Annotated in this window: 11 protein-coding genes; all 11 read left to right on the top strand. The window is 29.5% G+C overall.

Annotated elements, in window-relative coordinates; genetic code table 11:
• Positions 1–164 precede the first annotated feature (164 nt).
• On the top strand, positions 165–1,538 hold the full coding sequence (gene radA / locus IR151_RS18145; protein WP_227437108.1) for a DNA repair protein RadA: 1,374 nt from the start codon (positions 165–167) through the stop codon (positions 1,536–1,538).
• A 2-nt stretch (positions 1,539–1,540) separates the two neighbouring features.
• Positions 1,541–2,611, top strand: a complete 1,071-nt coding sequence (disA, locus tag IR151_RS18140) for a DNA integrity scanning diadenylate cyclase DisA (protein ID WP_227437106.1) — start codon at positions 1,541–1,543, stop codon at positions 2,609–2,611.
• Between the two features lie 88 nt (positions 2,612–2,699).
• Complete coding sequence (locus IR151_RS18135) at positions 2,700–3,794, top strand: PIN/TRAM domain-containing protein (protein WP_227437104.1); 1,095 nt, start codon at positions 2,700–2,702, stop codon at positions 3,792–3,794.
• Between the two features lie 128 nt (positions 3,795–3,922).
• Positions 3,923–6,100, top strand: a complete 2,178-nt coding sequence (locus tag IR151_RS18130) for a hypothetical protein (RefSeq protein WP_227437102.1) — start codon at positions 3,923–3,925, stop codon at positions 6,098–6,100.
• Positions 6,101–7,032: 932 nt separating this feature from the next.
• Positions 7,033–7,986: a sugar-binding transcriptional regulator gene (locus IR151_RS18125; RefSeq protein ID WP_227437100.1), complete on the top strand. Its 954-nt coding sequence runs from the start codon at positions 7,033–7,035 to the stop codon at positions 7,984–7,986.
• Between the two features lie 37 nt (positions 7,987–8,023).
• A complete protein-coding gene (locus IR151_RS18120) occupies positions 8,024–8,986 on the top strand; it encodes a thiamine pyrophosphate-dependent dehydrogenase E1 component subunit alpha (RefSeq protein WP_227437098.1) in 963 nt (320 codons plus the stop codon).
• Between the two features lie 24 nt (positions 8,987–9,010).
• Entirely contained in the window at positions 9,011–9,997 is a 987-nt protein-coding gene (locus tag IR151_RS18115) for an alpha-ketoacid dehydrogenase subunit beta (protein ID WP_227437097.1), read from the top strand.
• A 12-nt stretch (positions 9,998–10,009) separates the two neighbouring features.
• A complete protein-coding gene (locus tag IR151_RS18110; protein ID WP_227437095.1) occupies positions 10,010–11,056 on the top strand; it encodes a 2-oxo acid dehydrogenase subunit E2 in 1,047 nt (348 codons plus the stop codon).
• A gap of 157 nt (positions 11,057–11,213) precedes the next feature.
• The gene (lpdA, locus tag IR151_RS18105) at positions 11,214–12,944 is read left to right on the top strand and encodes a dihydrolipoyl dehydrogenase (protein ID WP_227437093.1); all 1,731 of its coding nucleotides are present in this window, start codon (positions 11,214–11,216) and stop codon (positions 12,942–12,944) included.
• A gap of 389 nt (positions 12,945–13,333) precedes the next feature.
• Entirely contained in the window at positions 13,334–16,285 is a 2,952-nt protein-coding gene (locus tag IR151_RS18100; RefSeq protein ID WP_227437091.1) for a sigma 54-interacting transcriptional regulator, read from the top strand.
• The gene (locus IR151_RS18095; RefSeq protein WP_227437089.1) at positions 16,260–16,724 is read left to right on the top strand and encodes a PTS sugar transporter subunit IIA; all 465 of its coding nucleotides are present in this window, start codon (positions 16,260–16,262) and stop codon (positions 16,722–16,724) included. The genes IR151_RS18100 and IR151_RS18095 overlap by 26 nt, the downstream gene beginning before the upstream one ends.
• Positions 16,725–16,731 lie beyond the last annotated feature (7 nt).

The following is a 16,731-nucleotide window of genomic DNA, read 5'->3' as shown; positions in this document are numbered from 1 at the left end:
TTTTAAAATCTTATAGATATAAGCTTTAGGGTTTAAAGAAAATTTTAAGGGCAATGAATCTAAAATAATTCATTGCCCTTAATTATTTTTTTTAATCTTTACCTATTATCTTTCACATATGCTAAAATTATAGTATATAATAATAAATTAAGGATGATTAAAATATGGCAAAAATAAAAACTAAATATGTATGTCAATCTTGTGGATATGAAACAGCTAAGTGGCTTGGAAAATGTCCAGAGTGTACAAAATGGAATACATTTGTAGAAGAAGTAGATCAAAAAAGCACAAAAAAAGAGGTCTTTATAATAGATAAATCTTCATCTAAACCAGTTAGTATAACTTCAATAGAGAGTAAAGAAGAAGAAAGGTTTACAACAGATATAAAAGAATTAGATAGAGTGCTTGGTGGAGGGATAGTTAAAGGTTCTCTAGTACTTGTTGGTGGAGACCCTGGTATAGGTAAATCCACACTTTTAATTCAAGTCTCTAGTAATGTAGCTAATTTAGGAAAGACTGTTTTATATATAACTGGAGAAGAATCAGAATCACAGATAAAAATGAGAGCAAAAAGATTAGGTATTAATTCAGAAAATTTATATATATTTGCTGAAAATAATTTGAGTATAATTGAATCTTATTTAGAAAGTGTAAATCCACAATTAATAATTCTAGACTCAATTCAAACTGTCTTTAGTCCAGAAATATCTTCAGCACCAGGCACTGTCAGCCAAATTAAAGAAGGTACTTCAAAATTCATGAAGATTTCTAAAAAAATGGGAATTTCAACATTCATAGTTGGTCATGTAACCAAAGAAGGTTCACTAGCAGGTCCAAAATTATTAGAGCATATGGTTGATACTGTTTTATATTTTGAAGGTGAAAGATATAATACATATAGATTAGTAAGGGCTGTTAAAAATAGATTTGGTTCAACAAATGAGCTTGGAGTATTTGAAATGAGGGATTTGGGATTAGTAGAGCTTGATAACCCGTCTAAGATTTTGATATCTGAAAAACCAAAAGATGTAGCAGGTTCAGTCATAATATCCACTGTAGAAGGTACAAGACCAATGCTACTTGAATTACAAGCATTAGTTTCACCAACAAGTTTTGGTATAGCAAGAAGAACATCTACAGGAGTAGATTATAATAGAGTTGGTATGTTATTAGCAGTCTTAGAAAAACGTGTTGGTCTGCAAATACAAAACCAAGATGTATATATAAATATAGTTGGAGGTATAAAGATAAATGAACCTTCGATTGACTTAGGAATAGCTATTTCTGTAGCATCTAGCTTTAGAAATATACCTATAGATGAAGATATAGCTGTTACAGGAGAGGTAGGACTTACAGGAGAAGTTAGATCAGTAAGTTTTATAGAAAAAAGAATTGCTGAGTGCAAAAAACTTGGCTTTAAAAAGATAGTAGTTCCTAGAAGTAATTATGATGTTGTAAAAGATACTAAAGGTATAGAAATATGGCCAGTAGACAACTTAAGACAAGCTATAAATATAGTACTTGGGAGGAATCAATAAATATGGAGAATTTTTTGGATAACAAAAATATGCTATATGCATTAAAAATGATATCTCCTGGAACCCCTCTTAGATTAGGCCTAAACAATGTGCTAAGAGCTAAGACTGGCGGTTTAATTGTAATTGCAACAAATGAAGATGTAATGAAAATAGTAGATGGAGGATTTGCTATAAATGCAGAGTATTCACCATCATATCTATATGAATTAGCCAAAATGGATGGAGCGATAGTTTTAAGTGGTGATGTAAAGAAAATATTATTTGCTAATGCACAACTTATACCAGATTACTTTATAGAAACATCAGAAACTGGAACTAGACATAGAACGGCAGAAAGAGTAGCAAAACAAACTGGTGCTATAGTCATAGGAATTTCACAAAGAAGAAATGTTATAACAGTTTATAGAGGAAATGAGAAGTATGTGGTCGAAGATATATCTAAGATATTTACTAAGGCAAATCAAGCAATACAAACTTTAGAAAAATATAAAACAGTATTAGACCAAGCTATAACTAATTTAAATGCTTTAGAGTTTAATGATTTGGTAACTATTTATGATGTAGCGTTAGTCATGCAGAAAATGGAAATGGTAATGAGAGTTACAAGTATAATTGAAAAATATGTGATAGAATTGGGAGATGAAGGAACTTTAGTAAGCATGCAATTAGAGGAATTAATGGGTACAACTAGAATAGATCAGAAATTAATATTCAAAGATTATAACAAAGAAAATACTGAAATAAAAGAACTTATGAAAAAAGTTAAAAATTTAAATTCAGAAGAACTAATAGAATTATTTAATATGGCAAAACTATTAGGGTATAGTGGATTTTCAGAAAGTATGGATATGCCTATAAAAACAAGAGGCTATAGAATTCTTAGCAAAATACATAGACTACCAACAGCAATAATAGAAAACTTAGTAAATTATTTTGAAAACTTTCAAGAAATATTGGATGCGTCTATTGAAGAGTTAGATGAAGTTGAAGGAATAGGTGAAATAAGAGCAACATATATAAAAAATGGACTTATAAAAATGAAACAATTAGTATTATTAGATAGACACATATAATGAATTTTAAGTGAATTTTACTACTTTTTTCTTGAATATAATATACACTTTGGTCTATAATAGATAAGTATAACTAGGGGGTGAAGCATTGATAAGGAAAGTAACAAGGATATTGTTTATTTTACTTGGATTTACGATAGGTATAACGACCTATTTAACATTGATGAGAGATTTTGAAATATTAACATTTGGAAAAGAAACTTATGGTTATATAGCAGCTGTAGTAGCAGGTATAGTAATAGCTATTTTAGGATATCTTATAGAGCCATGGGTTGTGAATAGAACAAAAGAAATTGCTAAAGTTGTGGATAAAGAACTATCAAAATATCCTCAAACAGATATATTATTAGGGTCTATGGGTCTTATAGTAGGATTTGTAATTGCATATTTATTAAGTGGTCTAGTAAATAGAATACCAATAGTAGGTGGAATATTATCATTACTATTATATTTATTCCTAGGATATCTTGGAATGAAAGTTGCGCTTAAAAGTAAAAATGATTTATTTAATATTGGAAAATTAGGAAGATTGGCAAATCCTATTAAAGATAAGGATAAGGATAAAGATAATAAAAAAGAAGTAAAGGCGATACCTCCAAAAGTATTAGATACAAGTGTAATAATTGATGGAAGGATAGCTGATATTTGTAAAACAGGATTTATAGAAGGAAAACTTATTATTCCTGCTTTTGTTTTGGAAGAATTAAGACATATTGCAGATTCTTCAGATGATTTGAAAAGAGTAAGAGGTAGAAGAGGTCTGGATATATTAAATATAATTCAGAAAGAATTAAATATAGAGGTTGAAATAAGTGAAAGGGACTTTGATGATATAGCAGAAGTTGATAGTAAATTATTAAAGCTTGCCCAAGTATTAAATGGAAAAGTTGTTACTAATGATTATAACTTAAATAAGGTTGCTCAATTTCAAGGTGTTGAAGTATTAAATATAAATGAGTTGGCTAATGCTATAAAACCAGTTGCAATACCAGGTGAAGATATGGTTGTCCAAGTGGTTAAAGAAGGAAAAGAAGCTCAACAGGGTGTTGCATATCTAGATGATGGAACTATGATAGTTGTTGATGGAGGAAGAAAACATATGAATGAGACTATAAAAGTTTTAGTAACTTCTGTTCTTCAAACTCCTGCTGGTAGAATGATATTTGCAAAACCTAAAAATTGATATATTCAAATAAACCTAAAATTTGGGCTGTTTATTATAAATAGATGGTCCAAATTTATTTGTTTATAACGACAATGTTTAATGTATTCTTAAGTGTGAGGATTTAAATCAGAAAGCAGGGAGAATTTATGAGAAAAAAGATTATATCTTTCTTAGCAACATTTATCATAATATTAACATCGATGAGCCAGTATAGCTTTGCAGATGATATACCAACGCATGGAAAAGTAATATTTATAGATATGAATAGAACTAGTATGAACAATATGTTAAGAATAAAATCATTGAGAGAAGAGCTAGAAGATAGAGGATATATTGGCTTGATGAACATAAGAGGCGATAAAGGTAGTGATGATAGAAGGTCATATGCCAGTATGGGTGCTGGTGGAAGAGCCAATGTAGCTAATGAAGAAGATATTAATTTTGAAAGATCAAGCAAAGATAGAAATATAGTTTTTGAATCAGCTACAGGTAAGAAAGCAAAAGGTATAAATGATTTGACTATAAATATGTCAATAAATGAGAATCTAAACTTTGGAGAATATGGTTCTACATTAGGTTCATTAGGTCAAAGTTTATCTGAAAATAAATTAAAAACATCTGTATTAGGAAATGCAGATATAGTTGAAAATGGTAAACTTGTAAAAAATAGAAACTTATGCCTAACAGCTATGGATGAGTATGGTAGAATTTCTTACGGAAATGTAGATAATATCAATAAAAAAGATTTATCTATGCCTTATGGAATATCAACTGATTACACTAAGCTTGTTGCTGAAACTAAAGAAGCTTATAAAAATAGTGATGTAGTTTTTGTAGAACTTGGAGATACATATAGGTTAGATTTATATAAATCTAACTTGAATGAAAAAACATATAAAAACATGAAAGACAAGATAGAAAAAAACATAGATGAATATTTAAAAAATATATTTTCTATGGTTGGAGAAAATGATACTGTTTACATAGCTAGTGCATTTCCAAGTGATTTAGATTATAAAAATAAAAGAAGGCTTTCTCCAATAATAAAATTAAATGGCAATGGAAAAGGGATGTTATCATCTTCAACTACTAGAAGAGAAGGTATTGTTACTAATCTAGATGTTGGAGCTGAGATATTAAATAACTTTGATATAAAAAATCAAAATATGGTTGGAAAGAAGTATGAACTTATTAACAGAGATGATAATAAAGAGTATCTGATGGATGAATACCAAAAGATAGTATCTGTTTCAAGCATAAGGTCTACAATACTTAATGGATTTGTAAGTATAGTATTTTTGTCATGGATAGTTGCTATGATTCTAATTCTATTTAGAAAGCATATATCGAAAAATCACAAAGAAACAATATTTTTTATATTAAAAGAATTTCTAAAAATAGGAATAGTAATGCCATTATCATTTATGATAACTCCAATAATGAATTTTAAAACACCAGTAGCAATATCTTTAGGAATAATTATAATAACACTTACTATATACTTAATAAGCAAAGTTCTGATAAAGAATGATTTAAAAAATATGTTATTCTTTACAGGTTTAACTATATTGATTATGGTTATTGATTCTGCATTTGGTTCATATTTAATGAAAAGTAATGTAATGAGTTATGATTGTATAATTGGGGCTAGATACTATGGAGTAGGAAATGAATATCAAGGAGTGGCAATAGGTAGTGCAATATTTACATTTACGATTTTGCTTACATATAAAAAGATACCAAAGTGGTCTGTAATAGTATTTTCTTTAGTTATCTTAATTACGAGTGCATCTCCAGCTATGGGTGCAAATGTTGGAACTGCTATTTCTGAATGTGTTGCATTTTTACTATTTATACTATTGATATATAATGTAAAAATAGACTTTAAAAAAGTTGTATTATTAGGTGTAGCAGTATTGCTTGTTTTAGGCGCCTTTGTAGCTATAGATATGATTTCAGGAAGTAACTCACATTTAGGTATGTTTGTAAAAGAAGTTTACTTTAATGGACCAGGAGAAATAATACAAACATTTGGCAGAAAGATAGAGATGAACTTGAAGCTAGCTCAAACCAGTGCATGGGTAAATATACTACTAACTGGAATCGGAGTAATTTTAGTTCTTATGATTAATCAGATTAGATACTTTAAACAATTAATTGATGAATACCCAGTCGTATTTAAAGGATTTATAGCGTCAATAGCAGGATGCTTTGTAACTCTTTTAGTAAATGATTCTGGAATTGTGTCATCAGCTACAGCTTTTATTTATGTAATTGTAGCTATGATTATATTAAGTATAAATCTGATAGTATTAAAAGAATAAGTTACATATAGTCTCTATATAAATATTGATGATATGTTAATTTGAATTTATTTTGACGAAATAACTTTAAAGAAAAAATTTTACAAAAATTAATTATTACACAAAAATCCCAAGTTTATTTTAACTTGGGATTTTTATATAATAATTTAAACTTTATCTTGTTTTAATGTAATTTGAAATGATGTACCTTTTCTCCGTGTTTATTCCAACACCATTGTCAGTAGTATTAATGTAAATGTTCTAAATCTGTATGAAATCCAAATATCTGCTTTTCAGATTTTGGATTATTGGCAACATTGGCAATAAGGTTTTGAAGAAAGGCAATCATTTCAAATTGTGTATGTTTAAGCTGTATTTTTCCAGAAAAATCTATAAAAAATGTCAGACTTAAATTGTCTATTAACTTTTCATTATATACTCACTTTTTATATATATTATCTAAAAATATTATACTTTCTTCTTCACTAAAGCGGTAGTTTTTATTAAGCATTAGATATGAATATCCTGTGATATATGATAATAGTGTTTTCAAATCCTGTGATATATCAGCAAGTCAATGAGTTTTTGAAACTTCAAGTTATTCTCGTTCAATCTCAGTTTCTTAAAGTTTATTGCTTAATGCCTTTATATTTATAATAATTTCTTTATACATAAAATAGTACAATTTTAGTTTACCATCTTTAGTAAAATCTTTTTTGGCGATTGTATAATTTCCTTTAGACAAAATACTTATTGAGCAAATTATCAGGTAAAGCAGTCAAACAAGAAATAAAAAAAGTATTCCTTAACTTAATGTAACAACTTATTTTTAATTATACAAAAAAAACAGTTGACTTTTTATACGAACCCCTTCTATAATGTTATTGAAATTAAGTAAAATCATTGAACAAATGTAAAAATAATTGAAAAATCTTGATTTTGGAGGAAGGAAAATGAAAAAAATTGGAGACTTAAGGTTAATGATGAAGTGTTGTTCACTTTATTATGAAGATAATTTGAATCAACAAGAAATAGCGAATCAATTGGGAATATCAAGACCAACAATATCAAGAATATTAAAAGAAGCTTTTGAGCAAGGAATAGTAAAAATACAAATAGTTGATGTTTTAAAAAATGACTATCAAAAAATAGAAAGAAGTTTAGAAAGAAAATATAAATTGAAAGAAGTAATAGTGGTAGATGATAAACAAGACTCATTAACACAAAAACAAGAATTAGCAAGAGCTGTGTCTGAATATCTTACCAGAGTAGTAAAAGAAAATGATATAATTGGGGTTTCCATAGGAACAACTCTAAAAGAAATTCCTAGATATGTAGAAAAAAGCAACTGTAAAAATGTTACGTTCATACCTTTACTAGGAGGAATTGGAGATAATGAAATAGATATACACGCAAATCAAATAGCTGTAAGTTTAGCAAGAGCTTTTGGAGGAGATTTTAAGTTATTACATGCTCCTGCTGTGATGTCTGATTTATCTACAAAAGAAAAGCTTTGTAAGGATGAAAAAATTAAAGAAGTACTAGACTTAATAGATAAAACAACTATTGCAATTGTAGGTATAGGAAATCCTATGAGTTTAAACTCAACAATAATGGCTTCTGGATATATGCATGAAGAAGATATAGATGATTTAAAAAAGTATAACTCAATAGGCGCAATTTGTTTGCAAGCTTTTGATAAGGAAGGAAAAACTTCTATACTTGAATTTAATCAAAGGGTACTAGGGGTAAAACTAAATGATTTAAAAAAGATAAAAAGAACAATAGGTGTTGCTTCAGGAGATGAAAAGATAGAAGCAATAAAAGCATCATTAAAAGCCAAATTTATAAATAGCTTAGCAATTAATCACAGTTTAGCACTTGAATTATTAGAAGATTGTGACTAATAGAAATATAGATAAAAATTAATAGGAGGGAATTGATATGACATTATCAAAAGAAACATTACTTGAAATGTATAAGAGAATGAATCAAGCTAGAAAGTTTGAAGAGAAAGTTAGTTGGTTTTTTGCAAGAGGTATGGTACATGGAACAACTCATTTATCAGTAGGTCAAGAAGCTTCAAGTGTAGCCGCAGTAATGGCATTAGAAAAAGGAGATTTGGTTTCATTAACTCATAGAGGTCATAGCCAATTTATAGGAATGGGAATAGATTTAAATAAAATGATGGCTGAGCTTATGGGAAAAGAAACTGGATTTTGTAAAGGAAAAGGAGGCTCAATGCATATAGCAGATATTGAGTCAGGTAACTTAGGAGCAAATGGAGTCGTAGGTGGAGGTCTTACTATAGCTCCTGGCGCTGCACTTACACAACAATATAAAAAGACAGGAAAAATAGTTTTATGTAGTTTTGGTGATGGTGCATCAAATGAAGGTACATTTCATGAAGGAATAAACTTGTCATCAATATGGAAATTACCAATAATATTTTATTGTGAAAACAACCTATATGGCATGTCAACAAGTATAAAACGTCACATGAATATAGATAGTGTTGCAACAAGAGCAGCATCTTATGGTATAGAAGGAATATCAATAGATGGATATAATCCAATAGAAGTATATGAAACAGTACAAAAAGCTGCTGAAAAATGTAGAAGAGGGGAAGGGCCTGTATTAATTGAAAGTAGGACTTATAGATGGCTAGGTCATTCAAAATCAGATGCAAATGTATATAGAACGAAAGAAGAGATAGAATCGTGGAAGGCAAAAGACCCTATAAAATTTTTAAGAAATTATCTTATAGAAAATAATATGGCAAATGAAAATGAATTAGATATAATTGAAGATTTTGCTAAAAAATCAATAGAAGATGCAGTAGAATTTGCTCAAAATAGCCCAAATCCAAAAATAGAATCTTTATTAGATGATGTATATGCAGACTAAAAATAGTAAAGGAGGAAAATAAAAATGAGTACAAGAGAATTAACATATGCACAAGCAATAAAAGAAGCAATGTCAGAAGAAATGAGAAGAGATGAAAATGTAATATTTATGGGAGAAGATATAGGGATATATGGAGGAGCATTTGGCGTATCAGTGGGAATGATAGATGAATTTGGCCCAGAAAGAGTAAGAGATACTCCTATATCAGAGGCAGCTATAGCAGGTGCAGCAGCAGGTGCAGCGGCAACTGGGTTAAGACCGATTATGGAAGTAATGTTTATGGATTTTGTTACAATATCTATGGACGCGATTGTAAATCAAGCAGCAAAAATGAGATATATGTTTGGTGGGAAGGCTCAGGTTCCAATGGTTGTTAGATGTCCTGGAGGTTCTGGAACTGGTTCAGCAGAACAACATTCACAAAGTTTGGAAGCATGGTTTTGTCATGTACCAGGAGTAAAAGTGGTTGCACCTTCAACACCAGCAGATGCTAAGGGATTATTAAAAGCAGCTATAAGAGACAATAATCCAGTAATATTTGTTGAAAATAAATTGTTATATAGAAAAAAAGGAATTGTCCCAGAGGGAGATTATGTAATTGATATTGGAAAGGCAGATATTAAAAAAGAAGGTTCTGATGTTACAGTAATCACTTATGGAAGGATGTTACAAAGTGTTGAAGAAGCTGCAGAAAACCTATCAAAAGAAAATATAGATGTAGAAATTATAGATTTAAGAACTTTATATCCATTAGATAAAGATACAATCATAAAGAGTGTATGTAAAACTGGTAGAGTTTTAATTTGCCATGAAGCAGCTAAGACTGGTGGTCTAGGTGGAGAAATATCAGCATTAATAACAGAAAGTGAATCATTTGATTATTTAGATGCACCAGTAAAAAGAATATGTGGAAAAGATGTGCCAATACCATATAATCCAGAGCTAGAAAAAGCAGTAGTCCCAAGAATTGATGAAATAGAAGATGCAATAAAATCTTTAATTGTTAGATAAGGGGGGATAGAAATGGTGGCAAATAAAGTAAAAGCCACACCAGCAGCCAAAAACCAAGCAAGAAAAGACAATATAGAGTTAGATAGGCTGGTTGGAAGTGGAGAAAATGGAAGAATACATCTAGTGGATGTGTTAAACTATCTAGAAAATAATAAGGTAAAAGCAACTCCTTTAGCAAAAAGGATAGCAGAGGATTTAAATATAGATTTAGAAAATGTTGTAGGTACTGGATACAATAGAAAAATAAAAAAATCAGATATAGAAAAGGCACATACACAAGAGACTATCGTATCAGCTGATGTATCTAAATCTAACGAAACAAAAGAAATAAAATCAAAACATGAGAATTTAAGTACGTTTAATACAGTAGAAGGAGAGTTCGAAAAGCCAAATCCAATGAGAGCAACTGTAGCAAAACGAATGTCAGAAAGCTACTTCAGTGCTCCTGTATTTACATTCAATATAGAGGTAGATGCTACAGAACTTAAAGAGCTTAGAGCAAAATTAATAGATACAGTAAAAGAATCAACTGGAGTAAAATTAACAATGACAGATTTAATAGTAATGGCTGTATCTAGAGTACTTCCAAAGCATCAAGCATTAAATTCAGCATGGACAGATAATGGAATATTTAGATATAAAGATATAAATATAGCTATTGCTGTTGGACTAGATGAAGGTTTATATGTCCCAGTAGTAAAAAATGTAAATGAAAAACCGCTAAAAGAAATAGCCAAAGAAAGCAAAGAACTTGCTGAAAAAGTAAAAACAGGAAAGCTTCTACCAGCAGACCAAGAAGGTAATACATTTACTATAAGCAATGTTGGAATGTATGGTATAACGACATTTACACCTATAATAAATATGCCTTCAAGTGCGATACTTGGGGTAGGAGCAACTCAAGATAAGTTTGTGCCAGTAAATGGAGAGGCTAAAATAAAACCTATAATGAATTTATCATTAACATCAGACCATAGAATAATAGATGGTACAGTAGCAGCAAAATTCTTAAAAGATTTAAAAGAATTATTAGAAAATCCATTAGCAATGCTTATATAGGTTTTGATATTTTACTCTTTATGTAAATAGATTGAATAGACCACATAAAAAGATGTATTTAATTTTACTAGATTTAAAATTATTGTATGTAAAAGATATCTGTATGAATATAAGATGATTAACTAAAATATATAAAAAATAAATAGGAGGATAGCCTATGTCAGTAGAAGTCATAATGCCAAAAGCTGGAGTAGCTATGGAAGAAGGTACTATAGTATCTTGGCTAAAACAAGAAGGCGAAGAAGTAAAAATTGGAGAACCTATACTAGAGATAACAACAGATAAAGTCAACATGGAAATAGAATCAGAAGGAGAAGGTATACTTGCTGCAATTATACATAAAGAAGAAGGAGAAGTATTACCAGTATTTACAGTAATAGGTGTAATAGCAGAAAAGGGAGAAAAGCAAGAAGAAATAAAGGCTAAATACTTATCTGGAAGCGTATCAAAAGAAGATTTAATTGTTGAAACAGAAAAAATAGAAATAAAAGAAGAAAAGACAATTAAAAAAGAGAGTAATCATGATTATGATGTGGTAGTAGTAGGTGGAGGACCTGGAGGGTATTTATCAGCACTAAAATCAGCTATATTAGGAGGCAAAGTTGCATTAGTAGAAGAGGACACATTAGGAGGAACTTGCCTAAATAGAGGTTGCATTCCTACAAAAACTTATGTAAAAACAGTAGAAATATTAGAAGAAATTGAACAATTATCAAAAAGAGGTGTAAAAGTATCTGTTGATAAGGAACAAGATATAAAAAAGGCTATAAAGTATAAAAATAGAGTAGTAAAAAAACTTACAGCTGGTGTTGGTGGGTTGTTAAAAAGCAGAGGTGTAGATGTCTTTAATCTTAAAGCTACTGTTAAAGAAGCCCATAAAGTAATACTATCAGATGGAAAAGTTTTAGATACAGAAAATACAATAATTGCCACTGGTTCTAAGGTGAGAATCTTACCAATAAAAGGAATAGAATCAAAATTAATAATAACTAGTACAGAAGCTTTAGATTTAGACATAGTACCAGAAGAGTTAGTAATAATTGGTGGTGGAGTAATAGGTTGTGAATTTGCAGAGATATTCAACTCAAGAGGTTCTAAAGTAACTATAATAGAAATGGAAGACAGAATAATTCCAAGAATGGACAAAGAATTGAGCCAGTCTTTAAGAGATTCACTTAAGAAAAAGGGAATAACTATATTAACTGAAAAGAAAGTTTCTGAATTTAAAGAAGAAGGAAATAAAATAATAGTATGTATTGAAGGAGAAGAACCAATAAAGGCAGATTTAGGTCTATATGCTATAGGAAGACAAGCTAATCTATCTGGTGTAGAAGACTTAGATATTAAAATAGATAGAGGTTCAATAGTTGTAAATAGTAAAATGGAAACAAGTGTACCAAGTGTATATGCAGTAGGTGATGTTACTGGAGGTATAATGCTAGCTCATGCAGCTTTTAAAATGGGAGAAGTAGCAGCTTCAAATGCTTTAGGTATGGATGAAGAAGCAGATTTAAGTGCATTACCTAGTTGTGTTTATACAGTTCCAGAGGTTGCATCAGTTGGACTTACAGAAGAAGATGCTAAACAAAAATATAATATAAAAATTGGTAAATTTAACTTTGCTGGAAATGGAAGAGCTTTAGCTTCTGGACAAGAGCAAGGATATGTAAAAGTAATATCAGATGCTAAGTATGGGGAAATTTTAGGTGTGCATATGTTTGGATATGGTGTAGCAGAACTTATAAATCATGCAGCATCATTTAAAGCATTAGAAATACCTGCTGATGAAGCTAGTGACTTGATTTTTGGTCACCCATGTACTTCAGAAGCTCTGATGGAAGCTTTAGCAGATGTAAGTGGTGAATGCTTACATTTACCAAAAAAATAAGCTATTAACCTAAGTTTATATAATATATAAAATCTTTAAAAACTCACTTAGCCATACCCCTTTTGTATAAATGTATTTATTTATACAAAAGGGGTTTCTTTTTGGAAAAATATATCATAAGGTTATTTGTAGTTTTTGTTGTACAAAAAAGATAGTAATATAGAATAAGGGTGTCATTTTAGATTTATTACAGAAAAATTTAAGAGAAAAGATTTTTTTGTTTTTTACGAAAGTATTATTTGTGAAAAATAAAAAAAAATTTCTTAATATTTAAATAAAAGAATAGCTTAATTTAAACGTTATAAGTTTATGAAGTAAAAAATGGCACAAAAAAAACACTATGTGGCATGTAAGTTGCTTATATAAATAGTAAGGAGGGACAATTAGAAATGAGGCAAAGAATAAAAAGCTTAATTGAAAATGAAGATAAGAAAAATCCTTTAACAGATGAAGCAATTTCAAGTATGTTAAATATTCGAAGAGAAGATGTTACCTTTTTAAGAAATGAATTAAAAATAGAAGATTCTAGACAAAGAAGAAAAGTTGTTTTGATTAAAGCTATAAAAGATATTGTAAAAGAAGAAAAAAATATAAATAAAAATGATATAACAAGAAGATTAAATAGTATTGGATTTACTGTATCAAGATTTACAGTTATACAGTATTTAAAAGAAATCCAAGATTCTGGTGATTTAAAACATGATAAAGAAAATGATGATAAAAAAGAGGAACTAAATGCTAAAGAAGAAAAAATAGATGTGGCCTTTGATAAATTAATAGGAAGTACTGGAAGTTTAAGTACAATCGTCAAATTAGCTAAGGCAGCTATACTTTATCCTCCCCATGGGTTGCATACTATTATTATGGGTCCAACTGGTGTTGGAAAAAGCGAGTTAGCAGAGTGCATGTATAACTTTGCAGTAGAATCATCTAGATTTCCTAAAAATGCACCATTTATAGTTTTCAATGCAGCAGACTACTCAGAAAACCCACAACTTTTGTTATCTCAATTATTTGGTCATGTTAAGGGTGCTTTTACAGGAGCTGATGAAACTAAAGAAGGATTAGTATCAAAAGCAGATGGGGGTATATTGTTTATAGATGAAATACATAGATTGCCTTATGAAGGTCAAGAAATACTCTTTCAATTGATTGATAAAGGAATGGTTAGAAAATTAGGAGAAACAAAGCTTACAAATAAAATAAATGTAATGATTATTTCTGCAACTTCTGAGCCAATAGATTCTCATTTACTTAATACCTTTAAAAGACGTATACCTGTGACAATTGAAATCCCAGAATTAGTTGCAAGACCATTAAACGAAAGATTTGACATTATAAACAATTTTTTCTTGATAGAAGCCCAACGAATGGGAGCAAACATACACATAAAATCAGATGTCTTAAAAGCTCTTATGCTTTACGATTGTATAGGAAATGTAGGTCAGCTTAGAAGTGATATTCAAGTAGCTTGTGCTAGAGGACTATTAAATCAACTTACAAATAAACAAAAAGAAGTAACTATAAATATATCAGATGTACCTGGGTATGTGAAACAAGGTCTAATAAGGATAAGAAATTGTAGAGGAAAGATAGAAAATTATGTAGATGGAGATTTAATTATAGATTCAGACCTTCAAGTTGAGATAGAAAAGAAAAATGAAGATATATATACTTTCCCAGATGAAATATACAAGCTTACTGAAAGGAGACACATTGATTTATTAGAACAAGGTTTAGACTTTGATGTTATTAACAGGATTGTTGGAGGAGAATTAGAAAGCTGTATTCAGAAGTACATAAAACAAGTTAAGAAAGTTTCTATCACTGAGAATTTACCTGATATAAGTCCGATTGTTGGAAAATACATTGTAGAGTTAACTTGTGAAGTAATCAAAATAGCATCACAGTATCTTAATTCATTAGAACCAAATCTACACTTATGTCTAGCAATTCATTTAAAAGCAGCTTTTGAAAGATTAAAAGAAGGAAAAGTAATATCAAATGCTCATTTAAAAGAGATAATAGGAAACTATCCATTAGAGTATTCTGTAGCAGAAAAGGTAGCACAACATTTAAAGGAAAGATACAATATAAATTTGCCAAAAGAAGAAATAGGTATAATAGCAATATATTTTAAAATGAGTAGTAGAGGAGAAATTTCTGAACAAAAAAAGATAGGTGTACTTCTAATGGCTCATGGAAGAGTCGCGTCATCTGTATGTGAGGTTACCAATAAGTTATTAGGTATTAATCATGCAAGGTATTTGGATATGCCATTTGAGAAAAAGCCAGAAGAAATGATTGAAGAAGCTACTACTGTAATAAAAGATATTGATGAAGGAAGAGGAGTAATTATATTAGTTGATATGGGTTCCCTTTCGTACTTTGGAGATATTATCTCTGGAAAAACAGGGATTGATATAAGAACAATATCTAGATTTGATACATTACTCTGTATAGAAGTCATACGAAGAGCAGTTCTACCAGATTTAACAATAGATGAGATAGTTGATGAAGTTAAAAATATAGAGCCATTAGTAAAAGATAAAGTTAGCAAAGAGAACAACTCAAAAGTAGACAATAGAAAGCCTATAATTGTAACATTATGTATTACTGGATTAGGAGGAGCTTGCAAGATAAAGCAAAGTTTAGAGGAAAGCATTAAAGGGATAAATGAAAAGGTTGATATAGAGACTATTGGTATGATTGAATATCCAAGTCTTGATTTAGAGATAAAACAAATAAGTAATGAAAAAAATGTAATCGCAATAGTTGGAACAATTGACCCTCAGATACCAAACATCCCATTTTTTAGCCTAGTAGACATTAATGATAAAACAAAATTAAATCAAATAAATAACTTAATTGATACAAATCAAATTGCTAAAACAAATAAAAAATATGAATTATCTGATTTAATCCAAAAAGAAGACATATTTGTAGATTTAGAAATTAAATCAAAAGAAGAAGTACTTAAATACATGAGCAAAAAACTTAGAGAAAAAGGCTATGTAACAAAAAATTTCTATAAAAAAGTAGTGGAAAGAGATAATTTATTTCCAACTGAGTTGTCAGACGGAATAGCAATACCTCATACAGATGGGATTGATGTAATCAGACCAGCAATAAGCATAGCTATCTTAAAAAATCCTATTGTATGGAGTAAAAACAAAGTAAAAATAATACTTCTACTAGCTGTAGACCAGAAATGTTTTAATCCATTGAATACTCTACTTACATTTATAGAAACAGATGAATTTAAAAAAATTAAAAACATTAAAGATAGAGATTTTATTAGGGAGATGATATTAGATGGAGTCAATGCAAATAATCAGTAGTAATTTAATTTTTAAAGATATTGAGGTATCAAGTAATGAAGATGCTTTGAAGTTTTTAGGACAACGTTTGTTTGACGAACAATATGTAAAAGAAAGTTATATAGAAGCAGTTATAGCAAGAGAGAAAAAATATGCTACAGGACTGCCAACAGGAATCTATGGAGTAGCAATACCGCATACAGATATAGTCCATGTAAATGAACCAGGGATAGCTATTGGCATATTAAATAAACCTGTAAAATTCATAATGATGGGTACAGATGACACTGAAATTGATGTAAAGGTTATATTTATGCTGGCAGTTAAAGAGCCACAAGAGCAATTACAACTATTAGAAAGACTTATGACCATATTCCAAGATGAAAATATGTTAAATAATATTATTGATTTAAGAGAAGAAAGTTTAAGTAATTTATTAAATTCTAAGTTGAATAATTAAACATACA

Source organism: Clostridioides sp. ES-S-0006-03 (genome assembly GCF_020662275.1).
GTDB lineage: Bacteria > Bacillota > Clostridia > Peptostreptococcales > Peptostreptococcaceae > Clostridioides.
This window is presented reverse-complemented; position numbering and strand designations above follow the sequence as displayed.